Source organism: Spirillospora sp. NPDC048819 (genome assembly GCF_040650055.1).
In the GTDB taxonomy this organism is placed as follows: Bacteria; Actinomycetota; Actinomycetes; order Streptosporangiales; family Streptosporangiaceae; genus Spirillospora.
In genome coordinates, this window is the sequence record NZ_JBEZGN010000014.1 from 162,963 (window position 1) to 185,126 (window position 22,164).

Annotated in this window: 17 protein-coding genes, 1 rRNA gene and 1 pseudogene; 3 read left to right on the forward strand and 16 right to left on the reverse strand. The window is 73.5% G+C overall.

What is annotated here, in order from left to right; translation table 11 throughout:
• Positions 1-115 precede the first annotated feature (115 nt).
• From AB0C35_RS20700 to AB0C35_RS20750, 11 genes and pseudogenes are all read right to left on the reverse strand, one after another.
• Positions 116-2,311, reverse strand: coding sequence for an acyl-CoA dehydrogenase (locus AB0C35_RS20700; protein WP_358458134.1), 2,196 nt, complete (start codon positions 2,309-2,311; stop codon positions 116-118).
• 77 nt (positions 2,312-2,388) lie between these two features.
• On the reverse strand, positions 2,389-3,432 hold the full coding sequence (locus AB0C35_RS20705; RefSeq protein WP_358458136.1) for a TerC family protein: 1,044 nt from the start codon (positions 3,430-3,432) through the stop codon (positions 2,389-2,391).
• A gap of 252 nt (positions 3,433-3,684) precedes the next feature.
• Entirely contained in the window at positions 3,685-4,896 is a 1,212-nt protein-coding gene (locus tag AB0C35_RS20710) for a glycosyltransferase family 4 protein (RefSeq protein WP_358458138.1), read from the reverse strand.
• Positions 4,889-6,505 (reverse strand): lipid II flippase MurJ, encoded by a 1,617-nt coding sequence (locus tag AB0C35_RS20715; RefSeq protein ID WP_358458140.1) that lies wholly within the window; start codon positions 6,503-6,505, stop codon positions 4,889-4,891. Before AB0C35_RS20715 ends, AB0C35_RS20710 begins: the two co-directional genes overlap by 8 nt.
• Positions 6,506-6,541: 36 nt before the next feature.
• A complete protein-coding gene (locus tag AB0C35_RS20720; RefSeq protein ID WP_358458142.1) occupies positions 6,542-7,513 on the reverse strand; it encodes a hypothetical protein in 972 nt (323 codons plus the stop codon).
• A gap of 4 nt (positions 7,514-7,517) precedes the next feature.
• Positions 7,518-8,474 carry a copper transporter gene (locus AB0C35_RS20725; protein WP_358458144.1) on the reverse strand — a complete coding sequence of 319 codons (957 nt, stop codon included), beginning with the start codon at positions 8,472-8,474 and terminating at the stop codon, positions 7,518-7,520.
• On the reverse strand, positions 8,471-9,709 hold the full coding sequence (gene steA / locus AB0C35_RS20730; RefSeq protein WP_358458146.1) for a putative cytokinetic ring protein SteA: 1,239 nt from the start codon (positions 9,707-9,709) through the stop codon (positions 8,471-8,473). The genes AB0C35_RS20725 and steA overlap by 4 nt, the downstream gene beginning before the upstream one ends.
• 145 nt (positions 9,710-9,854) lie before the next feature.
• Entirely contained in the window at positions 9,855-11,561 is a 1,707-nt protein-coding gene (gene recN / locus AB0C35_RS20735) for a DNA repair protein RecN (RefSeq protein ID WP_358458180.1), read from the reverse strand.
• Positions 11,562-11,778: 217 nt separating this feature from the next.
• Positions 11,779-12,660, reverse strand: a pseudogene (locus AB0C35_RS20740) (NAD kinase); the annotation flags it as partial.
• A 111-nt stretch (positions 12,661-12,771) separates the two neighbouring features.
• Entirely contained in the window at positions 12,772-13,575 is an 804-nt protein-coding gene (locus AB0C35_RS20745; protein WP_358458148.1) for a TlyA family RNA methyltransferase, read from the reverse strand.
• Positions 13,572-13,898 carry a hypothetical protein gene (locus tag AB0C35_RS20750; RefSeq protein WP_358458150.1) on the reverse strand — a complete coding sequence of 109 codons (327 nt, stop codon included), beginning with the start codon at positions 13,896-13,898 and terminating at the stop codon, positions 13,572-13,574. The genes AB0C35_RS20745 and AB0C35_RS20750 overlap by 4 nt, the downstream gene beginning before the upstream one ends.
• Before the next feature lie 114 nt (positions 13,899-14,012).
• On the opposite strand from AB0C35_RS20750, the gene AB0C35_RS20755 reads away from it, so the two are divergent.
• On the forward strand, positions 14,013-14,354 hold the full coding sequence (locus AB0C35_RS20755; protein WP_358458152.1) for an SCP2 sterol-binding domain-containing protein: 342 nt from the start codon (positions 14,013-14,015) through the stop codon (positions 14,352-14,354).
• Positions 14,355-14,470: 116 nt separating this feature from the next.
• Here the strand turns inward: AB0C35_RS20755 and AB0C35_RS20760 are convergent, their stop codons facing one another.
• Both AB0C35_RS20760 and AB0C35_RS20765 read right to left on the reverse strand, forming a co-directional pair.
• Entirely contained in the window at positions 14,471-15,472 is a 1,002-nt protein-coding gene (locus AB0C35_RS20760) for an HAD-IIA family hydrolase (protein ID WP_358458181.1), read from the reverse strand.
• Positions 15,473-15,539: 67 nt separating this feature from the next.
• Positions 15,540-15,971, reverse strand: a complete 432-nt coding sequence (locus AB0C35_RS20765; RefSeq protein ID WP_358458154.1) for a tetratricopeptide repeat protein — start codon at positions 15,969-15,971, stop codon at positions 15,540-15,542.
• A gap of 99 nt (positions 15,972-16,070) precedes the next feature.
• Between AB0C35_RS20765 and AB0C35_RS20770 the strand changes: the two genes are divergently transcribed.
• Entirely contained in the window at positions 16,071-17,471 is a 1,401-nt protein-coding gene (locus AB0C35_RS20770; RefSeq protein WP_358458156.1) for a DUF1015 domain-containing protein, read from the forward strand.
• 44 nt (positions 17,472-17,515) lie between these two features.
• Positions 17,516-18,454 (forward strand): MBL fold metallo-hydrolase, encoded by a 939-nt coding sequence (locus tag AB0C35_RS20775; RefSeq protein ID WP_358458158.1) that lies wholly within the window; start codon positions 17,516-17,518, stop codon positions 18,452-18,454.
• A 19-nt stretch (positions 18,455-18,473) separates the two neighbouring features.
• Here AB0C35_RS20775 and AB0C35_RS20780 read toward each other — a convergent pair whose 3' ends face one another.
• From AB0C35_RS20780 to rrf, 3 genes are all read right to left on the reverse strand, one after another.
• On the reverse strand, positions 18,474-19,640 hold the full coding sequence (locus AB0C35_RS20780) for an alkaline phosphatase PhoX (RefSeq protein ID WP_358458160.1): 1,167 nt from the start codon (positions 19,638-19,640) through the stop codon (positions 18,474-18,476).
• Positions 19,641-19,745: 105 nt separating this feature from the next.
• Positions 19,746-20,927: a hypothetical protein gene (locus AB0C35_RS20785; RefSeq protein WP_358458162.1), complete on the reverse strand. Its 1,182-nt coding sequence runs from the start codon at positions 20,925-20,927 to the stop codon at positions 19,746-19,748.
• 1,132 nt (positions 20,928-22,059) lie between these two features.
• A 5S ribosomal RNA gene (rrf, locus tag AB0C35_RS20790) occupies positions 22,060-22,164 on the reverse strand; the annotation flags it as partial.

Below are 22,164 nucleotides of genomic sequence, written 5' to 3' on the forward strand. Positions count from 1 at the left end.
GTTCGTGGCGTGTCGCTGCGGTCGCCCGGCTCGGCGGGTCGTGCGACCTGCGCTCGCTGCGCTCGCTCCGGCCGCACAACCCGTGACCTTGGGTCTCGCTTGAGGCGACCCTTGGTCACTTGCCCGGCTCGGGGTCGCGGGGGAGGCCGAGGAGGCGCTCGCCGATGATGTTGAGCTGCACCTCGGTGGTGCCGCCGTAGATCGTCATCGCGCGGCTGAACAGCATGGCGCGCGCCACGATGCCGCTCTCGGCCAGCGGCACCTCGGTGGCGGCCGCGGTGCCCTGCGCCGCCCAGCAGTGGTCGGCGACGTCCTGGTTGAACTGGACGCCGAGGAGCTTGCGGACGCTGGCCTCCGCGCCCGGCTCCACGCCGTTCAGCTGCTTGAGCGTGGTGCGCAGGCCGAGCAGGTCGATCGACTGGCCCTGGGCGACGAGCTTGCCGACCTCGGCGGCGGCGACCGGGTCCAGCGTCCGCCGCTTGAAGAACTTCAGCAGCTCGGGGACGCCCATGCCGAGGCCGCCGCCGGTCGACAGCGACACCCGCTCGTTGGACAGCGTGTTCCGCGCGACCTGCCAGCCCTTGTCCACCTCGCCGACCACGCGGTCGTCCGGGACGAACACGCCGTCAAGGAACACCTCGTTGAAGATGGCCTCGCCGGTCAGCTCCTTGAGGGGCCGGACGTCGACGCCCTCGGACTTCATGTCCACCAGGAAGTAGGTGATGCCGTCGTGCTTGGGCGCGTCCGGGTCGGTGCGGGCGATGCAGAAGCCCCACTGGGCGTAGTGCGCGAGCGAGGTCCAGATCTTCTGGCCGGTGAGCCTCCAGCCGCCCTCGACCCGCTCGGCCTTCATCGACAGCGACGCCAGGTCGGAGCCGGCGCCGGGCTCGGAGAACAGCTGGCACCACACGATCTGGCCGCGCAGCGTCGGGCGGAGGAACCTCTCCTTCTGCTCGTCGGTGCCGTACCGGACGAGGGACGGCACCAGCCAGGCGCCGATCCCCAGGTTCGGGGCCTTGACCTGCGCGGCCTTCAGCTCCTGCTGGATGAGGATCTGCTCGACCGGCCCGGCCTCGCGTCCCCACGGCTTCGGGAAGTGCGGGACGCTCCAGCCCTCGTCGCCCAGCTTCGCGTGCAGCGCCTCCTTGTCCTCGATGGCGGCCAGCTCGGCGACCTCGGCGCGGATCCGCTCGCGGAGCGGCTGGGCGTCCTCGTCCAGTTCCAGGACGACCTCGCGGCGGCGGCCGTCCAGCGCGAGCGCCGCGATCTCGGCGGCCCAGTCCTTGGACGGGCCGAGCAGCGACCGCAGGGTCAGGGCGCGGCGCAGGTAGACGTGCGCGTCGTGCTCCCAGGTGAAGCCGATGCCGCCGAGGATCTGGATGGCGTCGCGGGCGGTCTGCACGCCCGCGTCGACCGCGATGACGGCCGACACCGCGGTGGCGAACCCGGCTTCCTCGGTGCCCTCGTCCAGGGCGCGGGCGGCGTCCCAGGCGGCGGCGCGGGCCTGCTCCAGCGCGATGAGGCTGCGCGCGGCCTTGTGCTTGACGCCCTGGAACTGCCCGATCGGCCGCCCGAACTGCTCGCGGACCTTGGCGTACTCGGCCGCGGTCGTCACCAGCCAGCCGGCGAGGCCCGCCGACTCGGCGCCGAACAGCGCCGCGGCGAGGTCCCGGACACGGCCGGTGGTGACGCCGTCCAGCACGCGGTCGGGGGCGACGGCGACGCCGGACGCCTCGACGGACGCGACGCGGCGGACCCGGTCCAGGCTCGCGACCGGCGTGACGGTGACGTCGGCGGCGTCGACCGCGATCCACTGGTCGCCGCCGCCGTCCGCGACCGGCAGGACGATCACGTCGGCGAGCGCGCCGCCGAGAACCGTCGCCGACGTCCCGGACACGACGAACGAGTCGCCGTCGCGGCGGCCGGTCAGCTCGCCGTCCAGGGCGACGGCGGCCGTCCTGGACCCGTCGGCGAGGGCGGGCAGCAGCTCCGCGCGCACCTTGGCGTTGCTGGACGCGTTGACGACGGCGCTCGCGAGCACGGTCGGCAGGAACGGGCCGGGCGCGGCGGCGCGGCCCAGCTCCTCCAGCACGACCGACAGCTCCAGGAGGCCGTAGCCCTGGCCGCCGTGCTCCTCGTCCAGATGCAGGCCGAGCAGGCCCTGCTCGGCCAGGGCCGGCCAGAACCCGGGCCTGGTCTCCTCGTCCGCCTCCAGCGCGGCCCGGACGGCCGTCACCGGAATGTTGCGCTCGGCGAAGCCGCGCACCGAATCGGCGAGCGCCTCGTGCTCCTCGGTCAGCCCGATGGCCATGCGTGAACCCTCTCTCAGCCGCTTTTGACAGCGATTCTAGAACAGGATTCGGTGCTGTGGTCCAGTGCCGCCGGGACTCAGCCTTCGCGCGTTGCCGCGGCGTCCGCGTCGGCGTCCGGGAGCGCGTCGGCGTGCGCGTCCATGGGCGGCCCGGCCGGCACCGCCTTGTTGCCCCCGCCGGGGGCCTTGCGGCCGACGGCCAGGCTGGCGATGGTGGTCGCGACGAGCGTCCCGGCGATCACCGCCAGGGACAGCCAGATCGGGATCTCGGGCGCCCACGCGACACCGTACTCGTGCATCGCGTGGAAGATCAGCTTGGCCCCGATGAAGCCGAGGATGAACGCCAGCCCGTGCGCGAGGTAGACGAGCCGGTCGGTGAGCCCGCCGAGCAGGAAGAACAGCTGGACCAGGCCCATCAGCGCGAACGCGTTGGCGGTGAACACCAGGTACGGCTCGGTCGTCAGCCCGAAGATCGCGGGAATGGAGTCCAGCGCGAACAGCACGTCGGTGGAGCCGATGGCGATCATGACGATGGCCAGCGGGGTGACCAGTCGGCGGCCGTGCCGCCGGACGACGAACCGGTTCCCCTCGTACTCGTCGGACGTCGGGATGACCCGCTTGGCCCACCGCAGCAGGACGTTCTCCTTGAACTCGTCCTCCTCGTCGCCGCCGCGGACCAGCCCGATCGCCGTCCAGATGAGGAACGCGCCGAAGATGAAGAAGACCCAGGTGAACGTCGAGATGGCGGCGGCGCCGACCGCGATGAAGATGCCGCGCAGCACCAGCGCGATGACGATGCCCGCCATCAGCACCGTGTGCTGGGACCGCTTCGGCACGGCGAACCGGGTGAGGATCACCATGAACACGAAGAGGTTGTCGACGCTGAGGCTCTTCTCGGTGACGAAGCCGCCGAAGTACTCACCCGCGTACCGCGCGCCGGAGAAGATCCACACGCCGATGCCGAACAGCACGGCGAGGCCGATGTAGATCGAGGACCAGAACGCGGCCCTGCGGGTGGTGAACTCCCGCGTGTCGTTCCTGTGGATCAGGAACAGGTCGGCGGCGATGACGGCGAGGATCCCTGCGATGGTCAGGGCCCACACCAGGGGTGAGACGGACAACGTGAACACCTCCAGCGGACATGAACGAGCGCTGGAGGTCTCTCCCGCCCCGGACGAGCGAGGGCCGCGGAACCCGGGACGGTATGGACCGGCCGTATTGACGGGAACCGTGCGCGGGGATACTCCCCTCCACTGCCTTCTTCAACGCGAGCCCCACCAGGGCGGTTCCCCTCCGCGCGAACTTTCTCGATCTTTTCTCGAACCGGACCGCCGGAAACCGCGTCCAAGGCGCCGTCGCCCGCGCCTTCCGGCTCAGCGGCGAGGGCCCGCCAGTTCGCGGTACAGGTCGGCGAGCTGGTCGACGGCGTCGTCCTCGCCCGGCAGCAGGGCCGACCGCTGCGCGGCGGCCGACCCGAGCCGCGCGGCGAGGGCCGGATCGTCCAGAACGCGGCTCACCGCACGTTCCAGCGCGCCCGCGTCGCCCGGGGGCACCAGCAGCGCCGCCTCGCTCTCGGGTCCGTGCAGCAGCGGGCCCGCCGCACCGCCGTCCGCCGTCCGCTCCTCCGCGCCGACCATGCCGGGGATGCCGCCGACGCGGGTGGCGACGAGCGGCCGGCCCGCCCGCAGGATCTCCTGGACGATCAGCGGCTGCCCCTCCCACACGCTCGGCACGACCGCCACGTCGCAGGCGGCCAGCAGCCCGGCCACGTCCGAACGGCGCCCCATCAGGCGGACGGGCAGTTCCTCGGCCTCGACGCGGCTGCGGAGCTCGTCCTCCAGCGGGCCGTCCCCGACGACAGCGACGAGCGGCGGCGGGGTCCGGCCGGCCCAGTCCCGCGCCGCGTCCAGCAGCGTCGGCAGGCCCTTCTGCTCGGCGAGCCGCCCCACCGTGACGATCAGCGGCCGCTCCCCCACGCCCAGTTCCGCGCGCAGGTCGGCGCGGACGGCCGGTCCCGGCGGGGCCTGCGGCGCCGGCGCGGGGACGATGGCGTGCCCCACCGACCGGGCGCCGAGGGCCCGCATCCGCTCCTCCAGGTCGGGTGAGACTCCGAGGACGGCGGCGGCGCCGCGCGCCACGACGCGTTCCAGCGTCCCGTAGACGGCGGCCGTCCGCCCCCCGGCGATGACGGCGTTGTGCAGGGTGACGACCAGCGGCGGCCCGCCCCGCGCGAACCGCAGCGGCCCCGGCGCGACCCGCGCGCACGCCGCGACGGCGAGGGCGCCCGCCCGCAGCCCGTGGGCGTGGACGACGTCGGCGCCGCGCAGCAGCGAGCGGAGCCGGGCGACGGCCTTGGCGTCGTTCAGCGGGCGGGGCCGGTCGGCGAGATCGACTTCGGCGAAACGCGCACCGCCGCCGGTGAACCCGAACAGCTCCTCGGTCGACGCGGGCCCGCACACCAGCACCCGGGCGCCGCGTCCGGCCAGGCCGGCGGCGACGGACTCGACATGCCGGCCGACGCCGCCGGCGCTGGTGCCGAGGACCAGCGCGACGCGCAGCCCGTCCAGATCCTTCTTCTCAGACATTGCGGGTGACCTTCCGGCTGAGGACGGCCCGGAGATCGCGGCCGTCGATCACGAATGCGATGAGCAGGAAAACCGCGCCGGCCACCAGCGCCGCCAGCGCCCCGGCCCCGACGCTGCGCAGTTCCCCGCCCGTTCCGAGCAGGGCGGCCGTCGCGTATCCGGCGGCGGCGCCCGCGACGGCGCCCGCCAGCCCGGCGGCCAGGGCGCGGGGCGTCCCGGCCACGGACGCGGCGCCCCGGGCGCGGACGAGCGTCCCCAGCAGCAGCGCGCCGGCGACGGTCATCCCGGTGGCGTTGCCTACGCCGAGCGCCGCGACCACCCATTCCCGGTCGACCGTCAGCACCAGCGCGACGTCGGCGGCCATCACGACGAGCCAGCCCGCCACGACCGCCGCCGCGCCCATCCGGCCCCGGTGGCAGGCGAACAGGACGCGCCCGAGGTGCGCGACGAGCCCGTAACCGATCAGTCCGGGCGCGAACGCGAGCACCGCGCGGGACAGCACGTCCTGCTGGTCGGGAAGGCCCGGGTTGAACACCGCCGCGACGGGCACGGCGACCGCGGCCAGCACCGCGGCGCCCGCGCACGACACCAGCACGACCGCGCGGGTGGTGGACGCGGTGACCTGGTCGAACCGGTCCTGCTCCCCGGAACTGATCCGCGCCGACAGGGTCGGGAACGCGCTCGTCGCGATCGGCACGACCAGGATCGCCCACGGCAGCAGGTAGATCGCCCACGCGTACTGGTAGTTGGCGAGGGCGCCGCCCGTGCCCTCGTAGCTGAGCCGCACCACCAGCAGCGCCGACAGCTGCTGCGCGGCGACCGTGGCGAGCCCGGCGAGCGCGAGCCGCCGCACCCGCCGCGCCACCCCGTCGGGGAAGCGCAGCGTCGGCCGCAGCCGGAGCCTCAGCCGCCACGCCGCGATCCCGGCGGTCGCCGCCATCGCGACGCCGCCGAGCGCCGTCCCCACCGACAGCGTCAGCTCCGCGTCCAGCGGCAGCCCCGCCAGGTCGTTCTCGTAGCCGCGGCCGAGCGGCGCGTAAGCGACGTAGGCGCCGATCACCACCAGGCTGGACATCAGCGGGGCCAGCGCCGGCGCGACGAACCGGCGGTGCGACTGCAGCAGCCCGTACAGGACGACCGCCACCCCGTACATCACCATCTGTGCCGACATGACCGTGAGCATCGAGGAGCCGACGTCCACGATCCCGTCGCGGGTGCAGCCCTTCAGGTCGCCGCCGACGAGCAGCTCCATGATCGGGCGGGCGCCGAGCGCCATCAGCGCCGACAGCGGCACCATCAGCACCACGATCCAGGTCAGCAGCGCCGACCCGATCCGGCGGACCTCCTCGCGGTCGCCGCGCTCGGCGGCACCGGCCAGCACCGGCACGACCATCGCGGTCAGGGCGCCGCCCGCGACGATCTCGTAGACGATGAACGGGAACTGCGTCGAGGTGAAGTACGCCTGGCTGAGGCACGACGTCGTGACCGTCTGGGAGAAGGCGTAGGTGCGCCCGAACCCGGCCAGCCGCGCCAGGACGGTGATGACCGCGATGACGACGGCGGCGCCGGCGAGACCGCCGGTCAGGCGGCGCAGATGTGACGGTGGCACGCTCGTGTGGTTCTGCGGGGGGATCGTCCGGCGGGCCTACGCGGGGCCGGCGGACGGGCGGAACGCGTCCTCCATGTCCGCCTTCTCCGCCTTCTCCGCTGCGCCGGGCGGCGCGGGCGGGGGCACCGTGGCGGCCACCGGGCGGCGGCCGAGCATGTCGAGCCGGTTCAGCACCGGGTTGCCCGCGATGACCTTGGTGAAGCTGACGAACTCGCTGGCGGCGTTCAGCCCGGCCAGGCCGGTCAGCACGGCCAGGCGCGGCCCGCGGTCGAGCCGGGTGGCGGCCAGGCCGAGCAGCGCGCCGAGCGCGTTGGAGCCGGTGTCGCCGAGCATCGCCCGCTCGGAGAGGTCCTCGGGCAGCAGCGCGACGGCGGCGCCGAGCGGCGCGGCCACGACGGCGGACGACGGCCGCGCCAGCGCCAGCGGCGCGCCGGTGAGGACGCCGACCTTGACGGCGCGGCCCGGACGCAGGTCGAACAGGTTCATCAGGTTCGCGGACCCGGCGATGATCGCGCCGTTGACGAGGGCGTCGAACGCGCGTCCCGTCCGGGACGGGGCGGGCGACCCGGCGACGGCGGCGGCGGCCAGCCCCGCCGCGCCGATGCCGATGATCTTCACCGCGCCGCTGGTGACCTCGCCGCGGGCCAGCGCGGTCAGGTGGCCCTTGAAACCGCGCGACGAGGCGGAACCGGCCAGGTCGTCGTAGCCGCCCAGCAGCCCGGATCCGGCGCCGGCGAGGAGCGCGGCGGCGCGCGTCCGGCCTTCCACGCCGGGCGCCAGCAGCCCTGCCGCGGCGGCGCCCGCGACGACCGCGGGTCCCTCCAGCAGCGTCACCGGCTCGCCGCGGTGGTTGGTGCGGCCCCACACCTCCTCGCCCGGCAGGCCGTTCAGACCGGGGGGGTTGCGCGTCAGCGCGGTGTAGGCGGCGCGGGCGGCGGCGGCGCCGAGACCGGCGCCGGCCAGCAGCCGCGCGGCCCGCGCCGAGCCGGAGGCGATGCGTCGCTTCATCAGGTCACCCGTTCTTCCCCGCCGTGGGCGCGGGCGAGGGCAGGTAGCCGCTCACACCGGCGCCCGTCCCGTACTGCCCGGACTTGCCGCCCATCTCGTTCTGCAGCGCCAGGATCGTCACGACCTGCCCGGAGGCGGTGTCCACCACGTCAACGGTGGAGACCGACTCCTCGGCGTCGGAGTCGCGCAGCGCCGCGATCAGCCCGCCCTCCTGCGCGGAGGTGGAGGGGCCACCGACGACCGTACCGCGCCCCGCGGCGTCGAGTGCGGTGGCCAGCGAGATCAGCGCCTTGTTGTCGTCGCCGCCGCCGTCGTAGGCGTACGGGGTGGCGGGCCCGATCATCACGGCGAGCGTCGCGTGCTGGCCGGGCTTGCCGCTCGCGGTGATGTAACCGGCCTCCTTGAAGCCGTTCAGGACGGCGCCGCCGGCGGCGTCCTCGCGGCCGGGCTCGGTGGGGTCCTTGGTGACCAGGGCGTCCGCCAGCACCGCGCCCGCCTTCTCGTAGGCGTTCGCGTTCTCGGGGAACTTCACGTCGTCGGCCTTCAGCTGCGTGGCGAGCTCGTCGACGGTGATCTGCTGGTCGTCGTCCAGGAGTTTCTTCTGGATCGTGACGCGGCCGGTGACGGCGGCGCCCGCGTTCTTGGCCAGCTCGCTGACCTGCTCGATGCTGTCGTTGCCCGCGCCCGGCGTCTCGATCATCACCACGGACTGGCCCTTCAGCCGGTCCGCGACGATCTGCGGTGACAGCGCGCCGGCGAACTGCTCCTGCCCGTTCACCTGCTGCTGCAGCTGCCGCTGCTGGTTGCGGGCCTGCTGGGCGGTCTTGGCGGCCTGGTTGGCCTGCTGCCGCAGGGTGTCGCTCACCGAGTCCGACAGCGTGGTGGAGCCCAGCACGATGCCGAGCGCCAGCGCCAGGAAGATCGCGACGATGGAGACGAGGTGGTATCGGAAATCGATCACGTGAAGAGTCCGGTCAGCCAGAAGACGAAGGCGTGCCAGCGGTCGGCGAGCAGGGGACTGATGACGTCCCCCGCCGGGGACATGGCGACGGCCGTGACGATGGCGATGAACGCGCCGAGGACGAGGAACAGCAGCGACCAGGTGGAGATCCGGCTGCGGTAGAGCCGGCTGACGCCCTTGGCGTCCACGAGTTTGCTGCCCACCCGGAGCCGGGTGAGGAACGTGCTGGCCATGCCGGCGCGGCCCTTGTCGAGGAACTCCACCATGTTGGCGTGCGTGCCGACCGCGACGATGAGCGTGGCGCCCTTCTCGTCGGCGAGCAGCATCGCGATGTCCTCGCTGGTGGCGGTGGCGGGGAACGTCACCGCCTCCTGGCCGAGCTCGCTCACCCGCTTCAGGCCGGGCGCGCGCCCGTCCCGGTAGGCGTGCACGACGATCTCGGCGCCGCACGTCAGCGCGTCGTCGGACACCGAGTCCATGTCCCCGACGATCATGTCGGGGCGGTAGCCGGCCTCCATCAGCGCGTCGGCGCCGCCGTCCACCCCGATCAGGACGGGGCGGTACTCGCGGATGTAGGGCCGCAGCGTCGCGATGTCCTCGCGGTAGTGGTAGCCGCGGACGACGATCAGCGCGTGCCGCCCGTTCAGCTTCGTGGTGACCTCGGGGACGCCGACGCCGTCGATGAGCAGGTCGCGCTCGCGCTTGACGTACTCCATCGTGTTGGCGACGAACGCCTCCAGCTGGCTCGCGAGGCCCGCCTTCGCCTCGGTCAGCGCCGTCTCCACGGATTCGGCGGTCTGCTCGGTGCCCTTGGCGACGACGTCGTCGCCGCGGTACACGGCGGGCCCCTCGACGCGGACCTCGTCGCCCTCCTGCAGCTTGGCGAAGATCTCCGGCCCGATGTCGTCGACCAGCGGGATGCCGGCCTCCAGCAGGATCTGCGGGCCGAGGTTCGGGTACCGGCCCGAGATGCTGGGCGCGACGTTGACGACGGCGCCGACCTGGCACGCCACCAGCGCCTCGGCGCTGACGCGGTCGAGGTCGACATGGTCGATCACCGCGACCTCGCCGGGCTGCAGGCGCTTGGTCAGGTCCTTGGTGCGGCGGTCGAGCCGGACCGCGGCGCTGACCCCGGGCCTGCCGTCGTCGCGAGCACGGCCGAGCGCGCGCACGCGCAGCGGCAGTTTCTGTGCCAGCCGGACGCGCCGCTCGGTGGTGGGTGACGGGTCGTTCATCACTAGCCATCCTGCCAGAGCACCGGAGCGATCGCCGGAAAGGACGACCGTCCAGGCGTGTCCGTTCGTGCACACTCTGTAGCTTTTCCGGGGGGCGTGGGGGGACGGCCCCCGCACGATCTCCGTGGTTTCGTGCGGGCGGCGGTCACCGTTCCTCGGACGCCATGGCGAGGAGTTCCTCGGCGTGGGCGCGGCCGAGCTCGGAGTCCTCCAGGCCGGCGAGCATCCGCGACAGCTCCCGGACCCGCCCCTCCCGGTCCAGGGCCGTGACGCCGCTGCTGGTGACGGTGCCGTCGTCGGACTTCTCCACCAGCAGATGCTGGTCGGCGAACGCCGCGACCTGCGGCAGGTGGGTGACGACGATCACCTGGGCGTTGCGGGCCAGCCGCGCCAGCCGCCGCCCGATCTCCACCGCCGCCTTGCCGCCGACGCCCGCGTCGACCTCGTCGAACACGAATGTCGGCACCGGGTCGGCGCCGGCGAACACGACCTCGATCGCCAGCATCACCCGGGACAGCTCGCCGCCCGAGGCGCCCTTGTGCAGCGGCAGCGGCTTGGACCCCGGATGCGGCGCGAGCCGCACCTCGACCTCGTCGACGCCGTGGGGGCCGTAGTCCCCGGTCGGGGTGACGGTGACCACGACGCGGGCGTGCGGCATCGCCAGCGCGGTCAGCTCCTCGGTGACGGCCCCGGAGAACCGCTCGGCGGCGCGGGTGCGGACCTCGGTCAGCTCCCCCGCCTCGGCGGCGAGCCGCTCGGTCAGCTCCGCGTGCTCGGCCCGCAGGCCCTCGATGCGGTCGTCGTCGCCCTCCAGGTCCGTCAGCCGCGCCGCGGACCGCCGCGCCCACTCCAGGACCTCCGCGGCCGTCGCGTCCGGGCCGCCGTACTTGCGGATCAGCCCGGTCAGCTCGGCCCGCCGCTCCTGGACGACCGCGAGCCGCGCCGGGTCGGCGTCCACGGACTCGGCGTAGGACGCGAGGTCGGTGCCGACGTCGGAGACCAGGTAGCCGGCCTCGGCGAGCCGGTCGGCGAGCGCCGCCAGCTCCGGGTCGTGCTCGCGGACGGCGTCCAGCGCGTTGCGGGCCTGGCCGAGCAGGTTCGTCACGTTCGCGGCCTCGAACGCCGCCGCCGCGTCGCCCAGCAGCGCCTCGTGGGCGGTGTCGGCGGCACCGCGCAGCGCGTCGGCGTGGCCGAGCCGCTCCTCCTCGGCGGAGAGCTCGGCGTCCTCGCCGTCCTTCGGGTCGACCTTCTCGATCTCCTCCAAGCCGAAGCGGAGCATGTCCGCCTCCTGGGACCGCTCGCGCGCCCGGGTCGTCAGCTCCTCCAGCAGCGCGGTGACCTGCCGGTGCCGCTGGTACGCCTTGGTGTAGGCGCGCATCGGCTTGGTCAGCGCACCGCCCGCGTAGCGGTCGAGGGCGCCGCGCTGCCGCGCCGACTGCAGCAGCCGCTGCTGGTCGGACTGCCCGTGCACGGCGACCAGGTCGTCCGCGAGATTGATCAGCACGTTCACCGGGACGGACCGCCCGCCGAGGAACGCACGGGAGCGGCCCTCCGCCGACACCGACCTGGTGACGATCAGGGCGCCGTCGTCCAGCTCGCCGCCGGACTCCTCGACCCGCTCCACGACGCGTCCGCCCGGATCGACGACGATGCGCCCCTCCACGGTGGCGCGGTCGGCGCCCGGCCTGACCCGCTGCGGGTCTGCGCGGCCGCCGAACAGCAGCCCGAGGCTCGTGACCACCATGGTCTTGCCCGCGCCGGTCTCACCCGTCACGACGTTGAACCCCGGGGACAGATCGAGCACGGCCTCGTCGATCACTCCGAGGCCCTGGATCCGCACCTCATCGACCATCGGGCGCACCAGCGTCACAACCCTCCGCAAACAGATCCCGGATCAGCGCCTGTGGAGATTATCTCCTCTCCTCGCCGGACGCTCCCCCGTCCGGCGCCGCGGGACCGCCGCCGCGCAGCACGCCCGGCCCCGGCCGGCCGGCGATGCCGCCGGCCGCAGGAGCGTCCCCGACCTGCGAATCCTCCAGCGGAGGGGACGGGCGCGCGGGCTGGCGGACCCGGCCCCGCCAGCCCGTGACGGGAAGCCCGAACTTCGTGACCAGCCGGTCGGTGAACGGGGTGAGATGCAGCCGCGCCAGCCGCACCGGCTCGGCGCCGCGCCGGACCTCCACCCGCGCTCCCGGCGGCAGGTCGAGGGTGCGGCGCCCGTCGCACCACAGGACGGCGCGGGGCGTGCCGGGCAGCACCTCCACCGCCACCGACGAGCGCGGCGACACCACCAGCGGCCGCGCGAACAGCGAATGCGCGCTGATCGGCACGACGAGCATCGCCTCGACCTCCGGCCACACCACCGGCCCGCCGGCGGAGAACGCGTACGCGGTCGATCCGGTCGGTGTGGCGCACACCACCCCGTCGCAGCCCCAGTTCGACAGCGGCCGGCCGTCGATCTCGGCGACGACCTCCAGCATCCGCTCCCGCTCGGCCTTCTCGATGCTGGCCTCGTTCAGCGCCCACGTCGTGCCCATGACGGTGCCGTTGCGGCGCGCGATGACGTCGACGGTCATGCGCTCCTCGACGTCGTAGCGGCGGGTCACGACGCGGTCGACGGTGGCGGCGAGGTCCTCCCGCTCGGCCTCGGCGAGGAACCCGACATGGCCGAGGTTCACGCCGAGCAGCGCCGTACCGGACGTGCGGGTCAGGTCGGCGGCGCGCAGCAGCGTCCCGTCCCCGCCGAGGACCATGACGACCTCGGCGCCGTCGGCGGCCGCCGCGGTGCTGGGCATGACCTCGACGTCCGCGGCGCCGATCGCCGCGGCCTCGTCGTCCAGGACCCGCACGCAGATCCCGGCCTCGCTGAGCCGCTCGATGACCAGCTGGGCGCTGCGGACCGCCTCTGGACGCCCCGTGTGCGCCACGACCAGCACCGACCTTTTGCTCATGCTCTCGCCCCTCTTCGACGCGCTACCGCGTACAGACGTCTGGACGAACATCCCCGTGGGGGACGTTCCCGGTTCGGACGCCTTCTGTACGGGCCCGTGAAGCGGCGCCGATCACTGCGGGCCCTCCGTTATGGCCTTGGCCAGGTCGGCCTCGTCGAGCGGCGGGGCGCCCGCACGCAGCCACAAGAAATATTCCACGTTCCCCGACGGGCCCGGCAGCGGGCTGGCCGTCACGCCCCGGACGCCGAGCCCCAGCGCCGCCGCGTGCCCGGCCACGCCCCGGACCGCCTCGGCGCGCAACTCCGGGTCGCGCACCACGCCGCCCGCGCCGACCCGGTCCTTGCCGACCTCGAACTGCGGCTTCACCATGACCGCGTAGTCGGCGCCGGGCGACGCGCACGCCTGCACCGGCGCGAGGACGAGTTTCAGCGAGATGAACGACAGGTCGCCGACGACCAGATCGGGACGCGCGCCCCCGAGCATGCCGGGCTCCAGTTCGCGGATGTTCACCCGCTCCATGACGGTGACCCGCTCGTCCGTCCGCAACGACCATGCGATCTGCCCGTATCCGACGTCCACCGCGTACACGTGCGCGGCTCCCGCCCGCAGCAGCACGTCGGTGAACCCGCCGGTGGAGGCGCCCGCGTCCAGGCACACGCGGCCCTTCACCTCAAGGCCTTCGAACGCCTCCAGGGCGCCGGCGAGCTTGTGCCCGCCGCGCGAGACGTACTCCGGGCCGCCGCCGGCCTCCGCCACCAGGATCGCGGCGCCGGTCTCCACCTGCGTCGCCGCCTTCGCCGCGGTCTGCCCGCCGACCCGCACCCGCCCGTCGCCGATGAGCTGCCCGGCGTGCTCGCGCGACCGGGCCAGCCCCCGGCGCACGAGCTCCGCGTCCAGACGCCGCCTGTTGCTCACTGGCGGGGGCGGAGCGCGTCGGGGAAGGCGGGGCGGAGCTGCGGCTGGGGCTGAGCCTGGGCCTGGGCCTGGGGCTGCTCGTGCCGCTCGTCCTGGTCGGCGGACGCGAGGAGCTCCTGGAGCCGCTGGTGGACGTCCTCGTAGATCTCCACGTGCTCGGGGACGGGCCGCGCGCCCAGCTCCCCCAGGCGGGCCACGGCGGCGTCCACGCGCGGGTCGCCGGTGGGGTCGGGCGGCGGCACGGCGGGGATCTCCGGCTCGTCCGGGGCCTGGTCCCGCTGCGCGGCCGGGGGCGCCGGCACCTGCGCGGCCTCGTCGGACATCACGTTTACCTCCCAGTAGACCCTGAGCGTCCGCGACGAGTCGCTTCCGGCTCATCCTGAACGCTACCGTCCCTGAACGACATCGTTGCCGGAGGAACGGGGAACGGCCTGACCATGGCGAACGAGGAGGACTGCCGGGCGGCGCTCGGCCGGGTCGCGGCGCGCCTGGAGGAGGTGGACGCCGACCGGTTCGCCGAGCACGTGGTCGAGCGGACGATCAGCTGCCGCGTCCCGGACCTCGGGGTGGCCTTCCGCACCCGGCTCCACGGGGGCGGCCTCGACCCGTTCGAGCCGGACGACGACCCGGGGGCCGCCCAGGTCCGGCTCACCATGGACAGCGACGACCTCGTCGCGATGGCCCACGATGAGCTGAACCCGGCCAAGGCGTGGGCCGCCGGCCGCCTCAAGATCGAGGCGAGCATCTTCGACCTGCTCCGCCTGCGCAGGCTTCTCTGATCAGCGCTCCCGGTTCAGGCCGGGCCGGTGCGCCCGGTCCGCCATCGCCTTCGTCGCGTACGGGCGGCGACCGGGGTCGGTGGTCGTCGGGCGAACCGCCGACGTCCCTCCGGGAGTCAGAGGGAGAGGGTCTCCAGAGCGCCCGAGAGGGACTCCGGGGGCGGCGGCGTGCCGGTCTCCCAGGCGGCGGAGGCGAGGGCGCGGAGGCCGTCGTAGGGGTCGCCGGATCCGGTGAGGGCGAACACGCCGCCGTCGCGGCGTGCCGTCCAGCCCCCGCAGCGGTGGCCGCCGTCCGCGCGGACGGGTTCCGGGTGCGGGACGAGGAGTCCGTTCAGGTCGGGCGCCAGGTAGGTGGGGCGCCGGTTCGGCGGGGCGGTGAGGGCCTGCAGGGGGCCGGTGACGCCGGTGAACACGAGGAGGCTGTCGGCGTCCCCGTTGTTGGCGCCCTCGATGTCGGTGTCGAGACGGTCTCCGACCACGAGGGGACGGCGGGCGCCGGTGCGCCGGACCGACTCCTGGTGCAGCGGCCGTTCGGGCTTGCCGGTCACGATCGGCTCGACGCCGGTGGCGGAGCTGATCACGCGGAGCAGGGACCCGTTGCCGGGGTGCGGCGGCCCGTCGCCGCCCGGGATGGTCAGGTCTCCGTTGGAGCCGACGAACAGCGCGCCCATGCTGACGGCCTGAGCGCCCTCGGACAGCAGCCCGTACCCGATCGCCGGGTAGTAGCCCTGCACGACGGCGGCGGGCCGTCCGGCGGCGGTGGACACCGGGCGCAGCCCGTGCGCGTACAGGGCATGCCGCAGGCCCATGCCGCCCACGACGAGGACCTCCGACCCGGCGGGGAGCCGCTCGGCGAGCAGGCGCGCCGCGGCCTGCGCCGAGGTGACCACGTCCTCCTCGTCCGCCGGGACGCCCACGTCGGTGAGCAGCGCCGCGACCGCCGACGGCGTCCGGGAGGCGTTGTTGGTCACGAACGCCAGGCGCTGCCCCGCCGCGCGGGCCTTGGCGAGCGCCTCCGCCGCCGCGGGGACGGGCCTGCTGCCGACGTAGACGACCCCGTCGAGATCCAGCAGGGCGACGTCGTACGCCTCGCTCAGGGGACGGTCGCTGCCTTTCATCGAGCTCCTCATGCCATGATCGTACGGGGGTTGTTACCGGCGGGTAAGCGCCGCGGGGCGGTGCGGGTCAGCCGCGGAACGCGAGCGTGGCCCTGGCGTGCCGCAACGCCTTCGCGTAGTCCTCGTTCTCGGGACGCATGGCGGCGGCCAGCGCCAGATGGCGGGCCGCGCCCTTGAAGTCGCCCATCCGGCTGAGGCACAGCCCGAGACCGAACCGCGCGTAGTCCTCGGCGGGCTCCTCCTCGACGATCGACTGGAAGCTCTCGGCCGCCGCGTCGAACCGCCGCGTCCCGAACTGGGCGCGGGCGAGCGCCTCGCGGATGCTGTGCGACCACGGCTCCGCCTCGGCCGCCCTGGTCAGCAACTGCAGAGCGGCACTGGCGCTGCCCGCCCTGAGCAGCTCCAGGCCCCGCGTGTACCACTCGTAGACCCCGCCCTCCGGCGAGGCCGCATGATCACCCGGGGAATCCTCCGGCCGCCCAGGTCCTTGATGACTCATGTGGACCTCCCCTCGCAACCCGACCGTACCCGTGTCGACCGGACAACCCACGGCAACCGGACAACCCACGGCGACCGGGCACACCGGCCGGTGGTTAGCATGCCCAGGGTGGACGACGACCTCCCCTCCGGTCTCACGCCGGAGGAGTTCAGCGCCCGGATCTTCGGGACGGCGGAGCCGCGGACGGGCCGCGGCCTGGAGCTGACCCCCTTCCGCGGCGTCCGCTTCGTCCCCGAGGTCGCCGGTGACCTCGCCTCGGTGACCATGCCCCCGTACGACCTGATCGACGAGGCGGCGGCCCTGCGGCTGCTGGCGGGCGGCGGGCACAACATCGTCCGGCTCAACCTGCCGCGCGCCGCCGGGGAGGGCTACGACGCGGCGGGCGACCGGCTGCGCCGCTGGCTGGACGAGGGCGCGCTCACCACCGACCCCGACCCCGCCCTGTACGTCTACGAGGCGTCCCGGGACGGCACGGTCCTGCAACGCGGCCTGATCGGCGCCGTGGGGCTGCGCGCGGAGTCCGAGGGGGTCGTGCTGCCGCACGAGAACGTCTTCCCCGGGCCGGTCCGCGACCGGCTCGCGCTGATGACGGCCGCGAACGCCAACCTGGAGCCGATCTTCCTCGTCTACGAGGGCGGCGGCGACACGGCCGGCGACGCGGGCGGCGACACGGGCGGCGACGCGGGCGGCGACGCGGGCGGCGGCGACGCGGCCCGGATCGTCGACGACACGGCCGCCGGGACGCCCTTGACGGAGTTCCGCGCGGACGACGGGCTCACCCACCGGCTGTGGCGCATCACCGACCCGGCGCTGCACTCGCGGGTGTCCGCCGACATCCATGGGAGGCAGGCGCTCATCGCCGACGGCCACCACCGCTACGCCACCTACCGCGCCCTTCAGGCACGTCACCACGCCGCCGGCGACGGCCCCGGCCCATGGGACGCCGGGCTGGCGCTGCTGGTGGACTCCACGCGCTATCCGCCCCATCTGGGGGCCATTCACCGCGTCCTGCCCGGCCTCCGCCCGGACGACGCCGTCGAACGGGCCCGCAAGGTCTTCCGCGTCACCGACTTCTGGGACGAGGCAGACGCGGTCGAAGCGCTCGCCAACGTGGACGGCCCCGCGTTCCTGCTCGGTGGGGGCGAGTCAATGCACCTCCTTACGGACCCAGATTCCGGTGCGCTGAGCCGGTCCATGCCGTCCGGGCATTCGTCGCGCTGGCAGGGGCTCGACACCGCCGTCCTCGACCATCTCCTCATCCGGAACGTGTGGGACGTCCCCGAGAACGAGGACGCCATCGAGGTCGTGCACGACGACGCGTCCGCCGCCGTCGCCCGCGCCCGGCGCACCGGCGGGACCGCCGTCGTCCTGAACCCGCTCAAGGCGGAGGACGTCCTGGCCGTCGCGGGCGAGGGCGAGCGGGTCCCCCGCAAGTCCACTTCGTTCGGCCCCAAACCCCGCACGGGCCTCGTCCTCCGCGTCCTCGGGGACGGCCGGTGAGGGGCGGGTGGCCCGCGGGGACCGCCGGGGACGATGATCTGTGGATGGACACCACGACCACGATCACGCCGCTCGGCGGGGACGTCTACGAGATCGACACGCGGATGGCCGGATACAGCGGCATCACCGCCGGCTACCTGATCATGTCCGACCGGCCCTGCCTGGTGGAGCCGGGCACGTCCGGCTCCGCGCCCGTCGTGCAGGCGGCACTGCGGGAACTGGGCATCGGTCCCGGCGACCTGGCGAGCGTGGTCGTGACGCACATCCACCTCGACCATGCGGGCGGCGTCGGCGACATCGCGCGGATGTACCCGCAGGCGGAGGTCGTCGTCCACGAGAAGGGCGCGCGGCACCTGGTGGACCCGTCGCGGCTCATGCGCAGCGCCCGGATGGTTTACGGCGACAGCCTCGACACCCTGTTCGGCGAGCTGAAACCGACGGACGCGACGCGGATCCGGGCCGTCGAGGACACCGGCATGGTCGACCTCGGCGGCGGGCGGCGGCTGGAGTCCCACTACTCCCCCGGCCACGCCAAGCACCACGTCGGGCTGATGGACTCCCAGACCGGCGACCTCTACGTGGGCGACGCCGCCGGGATCTACATCCCCGAGACCGCGGACGTGAAGCCCGCGACGCCGCCGCCGGACTTCGACCTCGACACCGCCCTGGCCTCGCTCGGCAGATTCCGGTCGCTGGGCCCGCAGCGGCTCCTGTTCGCGCACTACGGCCCCGTGACCGAGGTCGACGACACGCTGGAGCGGTCGGCCGAGGAACTGCGGGTCTGGGTGGACGCCGTCCGCGACGCCAGGGAACAGGACCTCGACCTCGACCACGCCGTCGCGATGGTCGTCGACCGCACCAAGGACCGCTACTCCATTACGGGCGACGACATCGACCCCGACCTGGCCGCCAAGTACGAGGTCCTCAACAGCGCCGAGAGCAACGTCGCCGGAATCATGCACGCGCTGGGCAGGCACGCCTGACCGATTCCGGCGGCGCGCCTCAGTGGCGGAAGGGGCCGGTCACCTCGAACGTGTAGCCGTCCGTACCGGCGATGAATCCGCTCTTGCCGCGCTGGGACGAGAAGTACAGGCGCGACCCGTCCGGACTGAACGCCGGGCCGGTGATCTCCGATTCGTCGTGGCCGAGGACGCGCAGGAACGGCGTCACGATCCCGTCGGCGGTGATGAGGTTGATCTCCATGTTGTCGCCGTCCTCGGCGACGTACAGGTCACCGGACGACGTGCCGGTCAGGTTGTCGACGTTGTGCAGGGGCGCCTCGCCGTTCGTGACGAGGTCGTCGTCATAGGCGATGTCCAGCCGCTCGGCGGCCGCGTCGTACGCCCACACACGGCTGTCACCCTTGGTGGTGAAGTAGCAGATGCCGCGGGTGTAGTAGCAGCCTTCGCCGCCGTCGAAGTGCATGGCCTCCGCCACCTGCTCACGGGTCGCGGTGAGCCAGAACTCCGGGTTGGGCACCTTCGCCCACTGGACGGGACCCGTCCCGGAGCCGACCAGCACTTCGAGCGTCCCGGACGACAGGTCGCCCCACGTCCGCGGCCGGAACCGGTAGAAGCACCCGTCGGACTGGTCCTCGGTGAGGTAGACGACCTTCCGTTCGGGGTCGGACGCGGCGGCCTCGTGCTTGAACCGCCCCATCGCGGGCCGCGCCACCGCCGACTCCTCGCCGCGCGGGTCCGTCTCCCACACGAGCCCGAAGTCGTGCTCCTCGCACGACAGCCACGTGTTCCATGGCGTCGCACCGCCGGCGCAGTTGAGCGTGGTGCCGTTCAGGGTCCGGTAGGCGGACGTGACCTTCCCGGACGCGTCGAACCGCATGGCGGACACACCACCGACGATCGGGACCTCCGAGTTGCTGACGTAGATCCAGCCGTCCCCGTCGGGGAAGCACGCCCCGCCGTCGGGCGCCGCATGCCAGGTGTACCTCGTCCCCTCCACACGCTGAAGGGACCGCGCCACGATCCGGCTCGTGAACCCCTCCGGGAGCTGGAGCCCGTTGCCGTCCGCGGCCTGCAGCGGCCCGTACGGGCTCGGGCCGGGCTGAGCCGGCCCGGAGGCGAAGGCCTGCTGCCACAGGGCGCCCGAGAAGGCGGTCGTGCCACCGGCCACGGCGGCGGCACGCAGGAACATACGTCGATTCAGGGGCATGACCACTCCAGGAGTCGATCACCACCGGACACCTCCGGCGGCCCCCCGAACGGCACGGTCCCGTGAATATCGGGCGAAACCTACCCGCCAGTCAAGTAGGGCACGTCATTCCGCAGGCGGCGGCTGCTCCTCCTCGGCCGGTTCCGGCTCCAGGAACACCACGGGAACCTCCGGCGCCCCTTCGCCGGGCACCTCCGGCTCCTCGGGACCGGCAGCCTTGAACTCGAAGTCCGTCGCCGACACATCCTCAGCGCCGACTTCGGCTCCCGCCGCCCCATCCCGAGCAACGCCTTCCACAGCCCCGGCGTCCTCAGCCCCGGCACCTCGCGGACCGGCACCCTCAGAAGCGCCGTCCTCGCCCATGAAGTCCTGGGACCCGTCGCCCTCAGACACCCCGGCCTCAGACGCCCCGGCCTCAGACGCCCCGGCCTCGGGCACGTCAGCCTCGCGTGTAGTGCCCTCGGGCGCAACGGCCTCGGGCGCTACGGCCTCGGGCAAGCCCGCGTCAGGGCCAGCGTCCTGCGTAACGGCACCCTCAAGCCCGACACCCTCAGGAACGGCGCCCTCTCCGGCAATGACGCCCTCGATTTCGCCGACTTCGGTGTCGACGATGTGCAGGCCCTCAAGCTCGGCGTACCGTTCGGCGGCGTCGGTGTCGCCGTCCCGGTCGGCCGCCGCAGCCCGTGCGAACCAGTCGGACGCCTCGTCCTCCCGCCCGGCCTCCACCAACGCGTCCGCATAGGCGTAGAAGAGCCTCATCGACCACGGCCGGAGCCGCCTGTCGCGGAGCTCGGGGATCTGCAGCGTCACCACTGCCGCGTCATGCTGCCCCAGGTCGCGGCGCACACCCGACTCGACGATGCGAAGCTCGACCAGTCCCATCTGGTCGAGGTTCTTCGCCTCTGGCGACTTGATCAGGTCCAGGGCGCGTTCGGGACGTCCGAGACCACGTTCGCAGTCGGCCATCACCGGCAGGTAGGACTCGTCGCCGGCGCTGAGCCGGCGCGCGGCCCGCAGTTCGGCGAGCGCTTCCGACCATTCGCCCGCGTGATAGGCCGCGATCCCGGCCGCCTCCCGCACGACCCCGACCCGCGACGCGAGCCGCCGCGCGGCGCGGGCGTGCTTGTACGCCCGCTCGGGCTCCTCCTCGGCCAGCCTTCCCGCCATCACAAGATGACGGGCGACCTTCGCGGCCAATTCCTTCGGAAGCGTGCGCAGTTCCGCGCGCGCCTCCTCGTCCAGTTCCTCACCGGTGACGTCGTCCGGCAGGATCGGGTCGTCGTACACCGGCGCGGGACGCTCACGCTCATCCGAGCGTGCCCGCCGGTCCGGGCGGTCGTGCCGCGGTCCGGTGGGGCGTCCACCACCGTCCTGCGGGCGCCTCGGCCCGCCGCGCCCCTTGAAGGGCCGGTCACGATCTCCTGGACGCCCTTCACGCTTACCTTCGAACGGCCGGCCACCGGCCCGCCGCTCATCGCGCTTGCCCTCAAACGGCCGACCACCAGGCCGCCGCTCATCCCGCTTACCTTCGAACGAGCGACCACCAGGCCGCCGCTCATCCCGCTTGCCCTCAAACGGCCGACCACCAGCGCGCCGCTCATCCCGCTTACCTTCGAACGGCCGGCCACCGGCCCGCCGCTCATCGCGCTTCCCCTCAAACGGCCGACCACCAGGCCGCCGCTCATCGCGCTTCCCCTCAAATGAGCGACCACCAGGCCGGCGCTCATCGCGCTTGCCCTCGAATGGCCGACCACTGGGGCGCCGCTCATCGCGCTTGCCGCGGTCCTGGAAACGCCGTTCTCCCTGACCGCTACCGGTCTGGCGGCCGCCTGGGCGCCCCTCACGACGCGGACCACCCCCCTGGCCGGGTCGAGAGTCACGCGCACCCGGAGGGCGTCCCTCACGGCGCTCGCCGCTCTGACCACCGCGAGGCGCATTGAAGCGGCCTTCCCGGCGCTCACCACGCGGACCGCTGGGACGACCTTCCCGACGATCGTCGGAACGTCCCTCACGGGAGTCTGTTCGCCGATCATCGGAACGCTTGAATGGGCGGCCGGGTTTCCGGTCATCGCGCTTACCACGCGGATCCCGGTCCTTGTCCTTCCCCCCGGCGGGACGGCCACGTCCACCCGGCGGTCCGCCGGCGCGAGGCACTCCTCCGCGAGGAGCACCGCCCTTACGGCCACCGGAGCCACCCGGGCCGCCACGAGCGCCGCCCCCACGACGGTCAGGCGTGCTCCGCCTCCCGTCATCGCCCCGCCGCTCGCGGTTGTCGCCGCTACGGCCGTCCTCTTCCGCGCTCATCACGTCCGTCACTGTTCTTGAAGGTGGTTCCGTGGACTCTTGCAGCCTACTTTGCGGCCCCACGACATGCGTCGAGGGCCGCCCCAAAAATCGGGGCGACCCTCGACCAATTCGAGTCCGGCGGTGTCCTACTCTCCCACACAGTCTCCCATGCAGTACCATCGGCGCTGAAGGGCTTAACTTCCGGGTTCGGGATGGGACCGGGTGTTTCCCCCTCGCC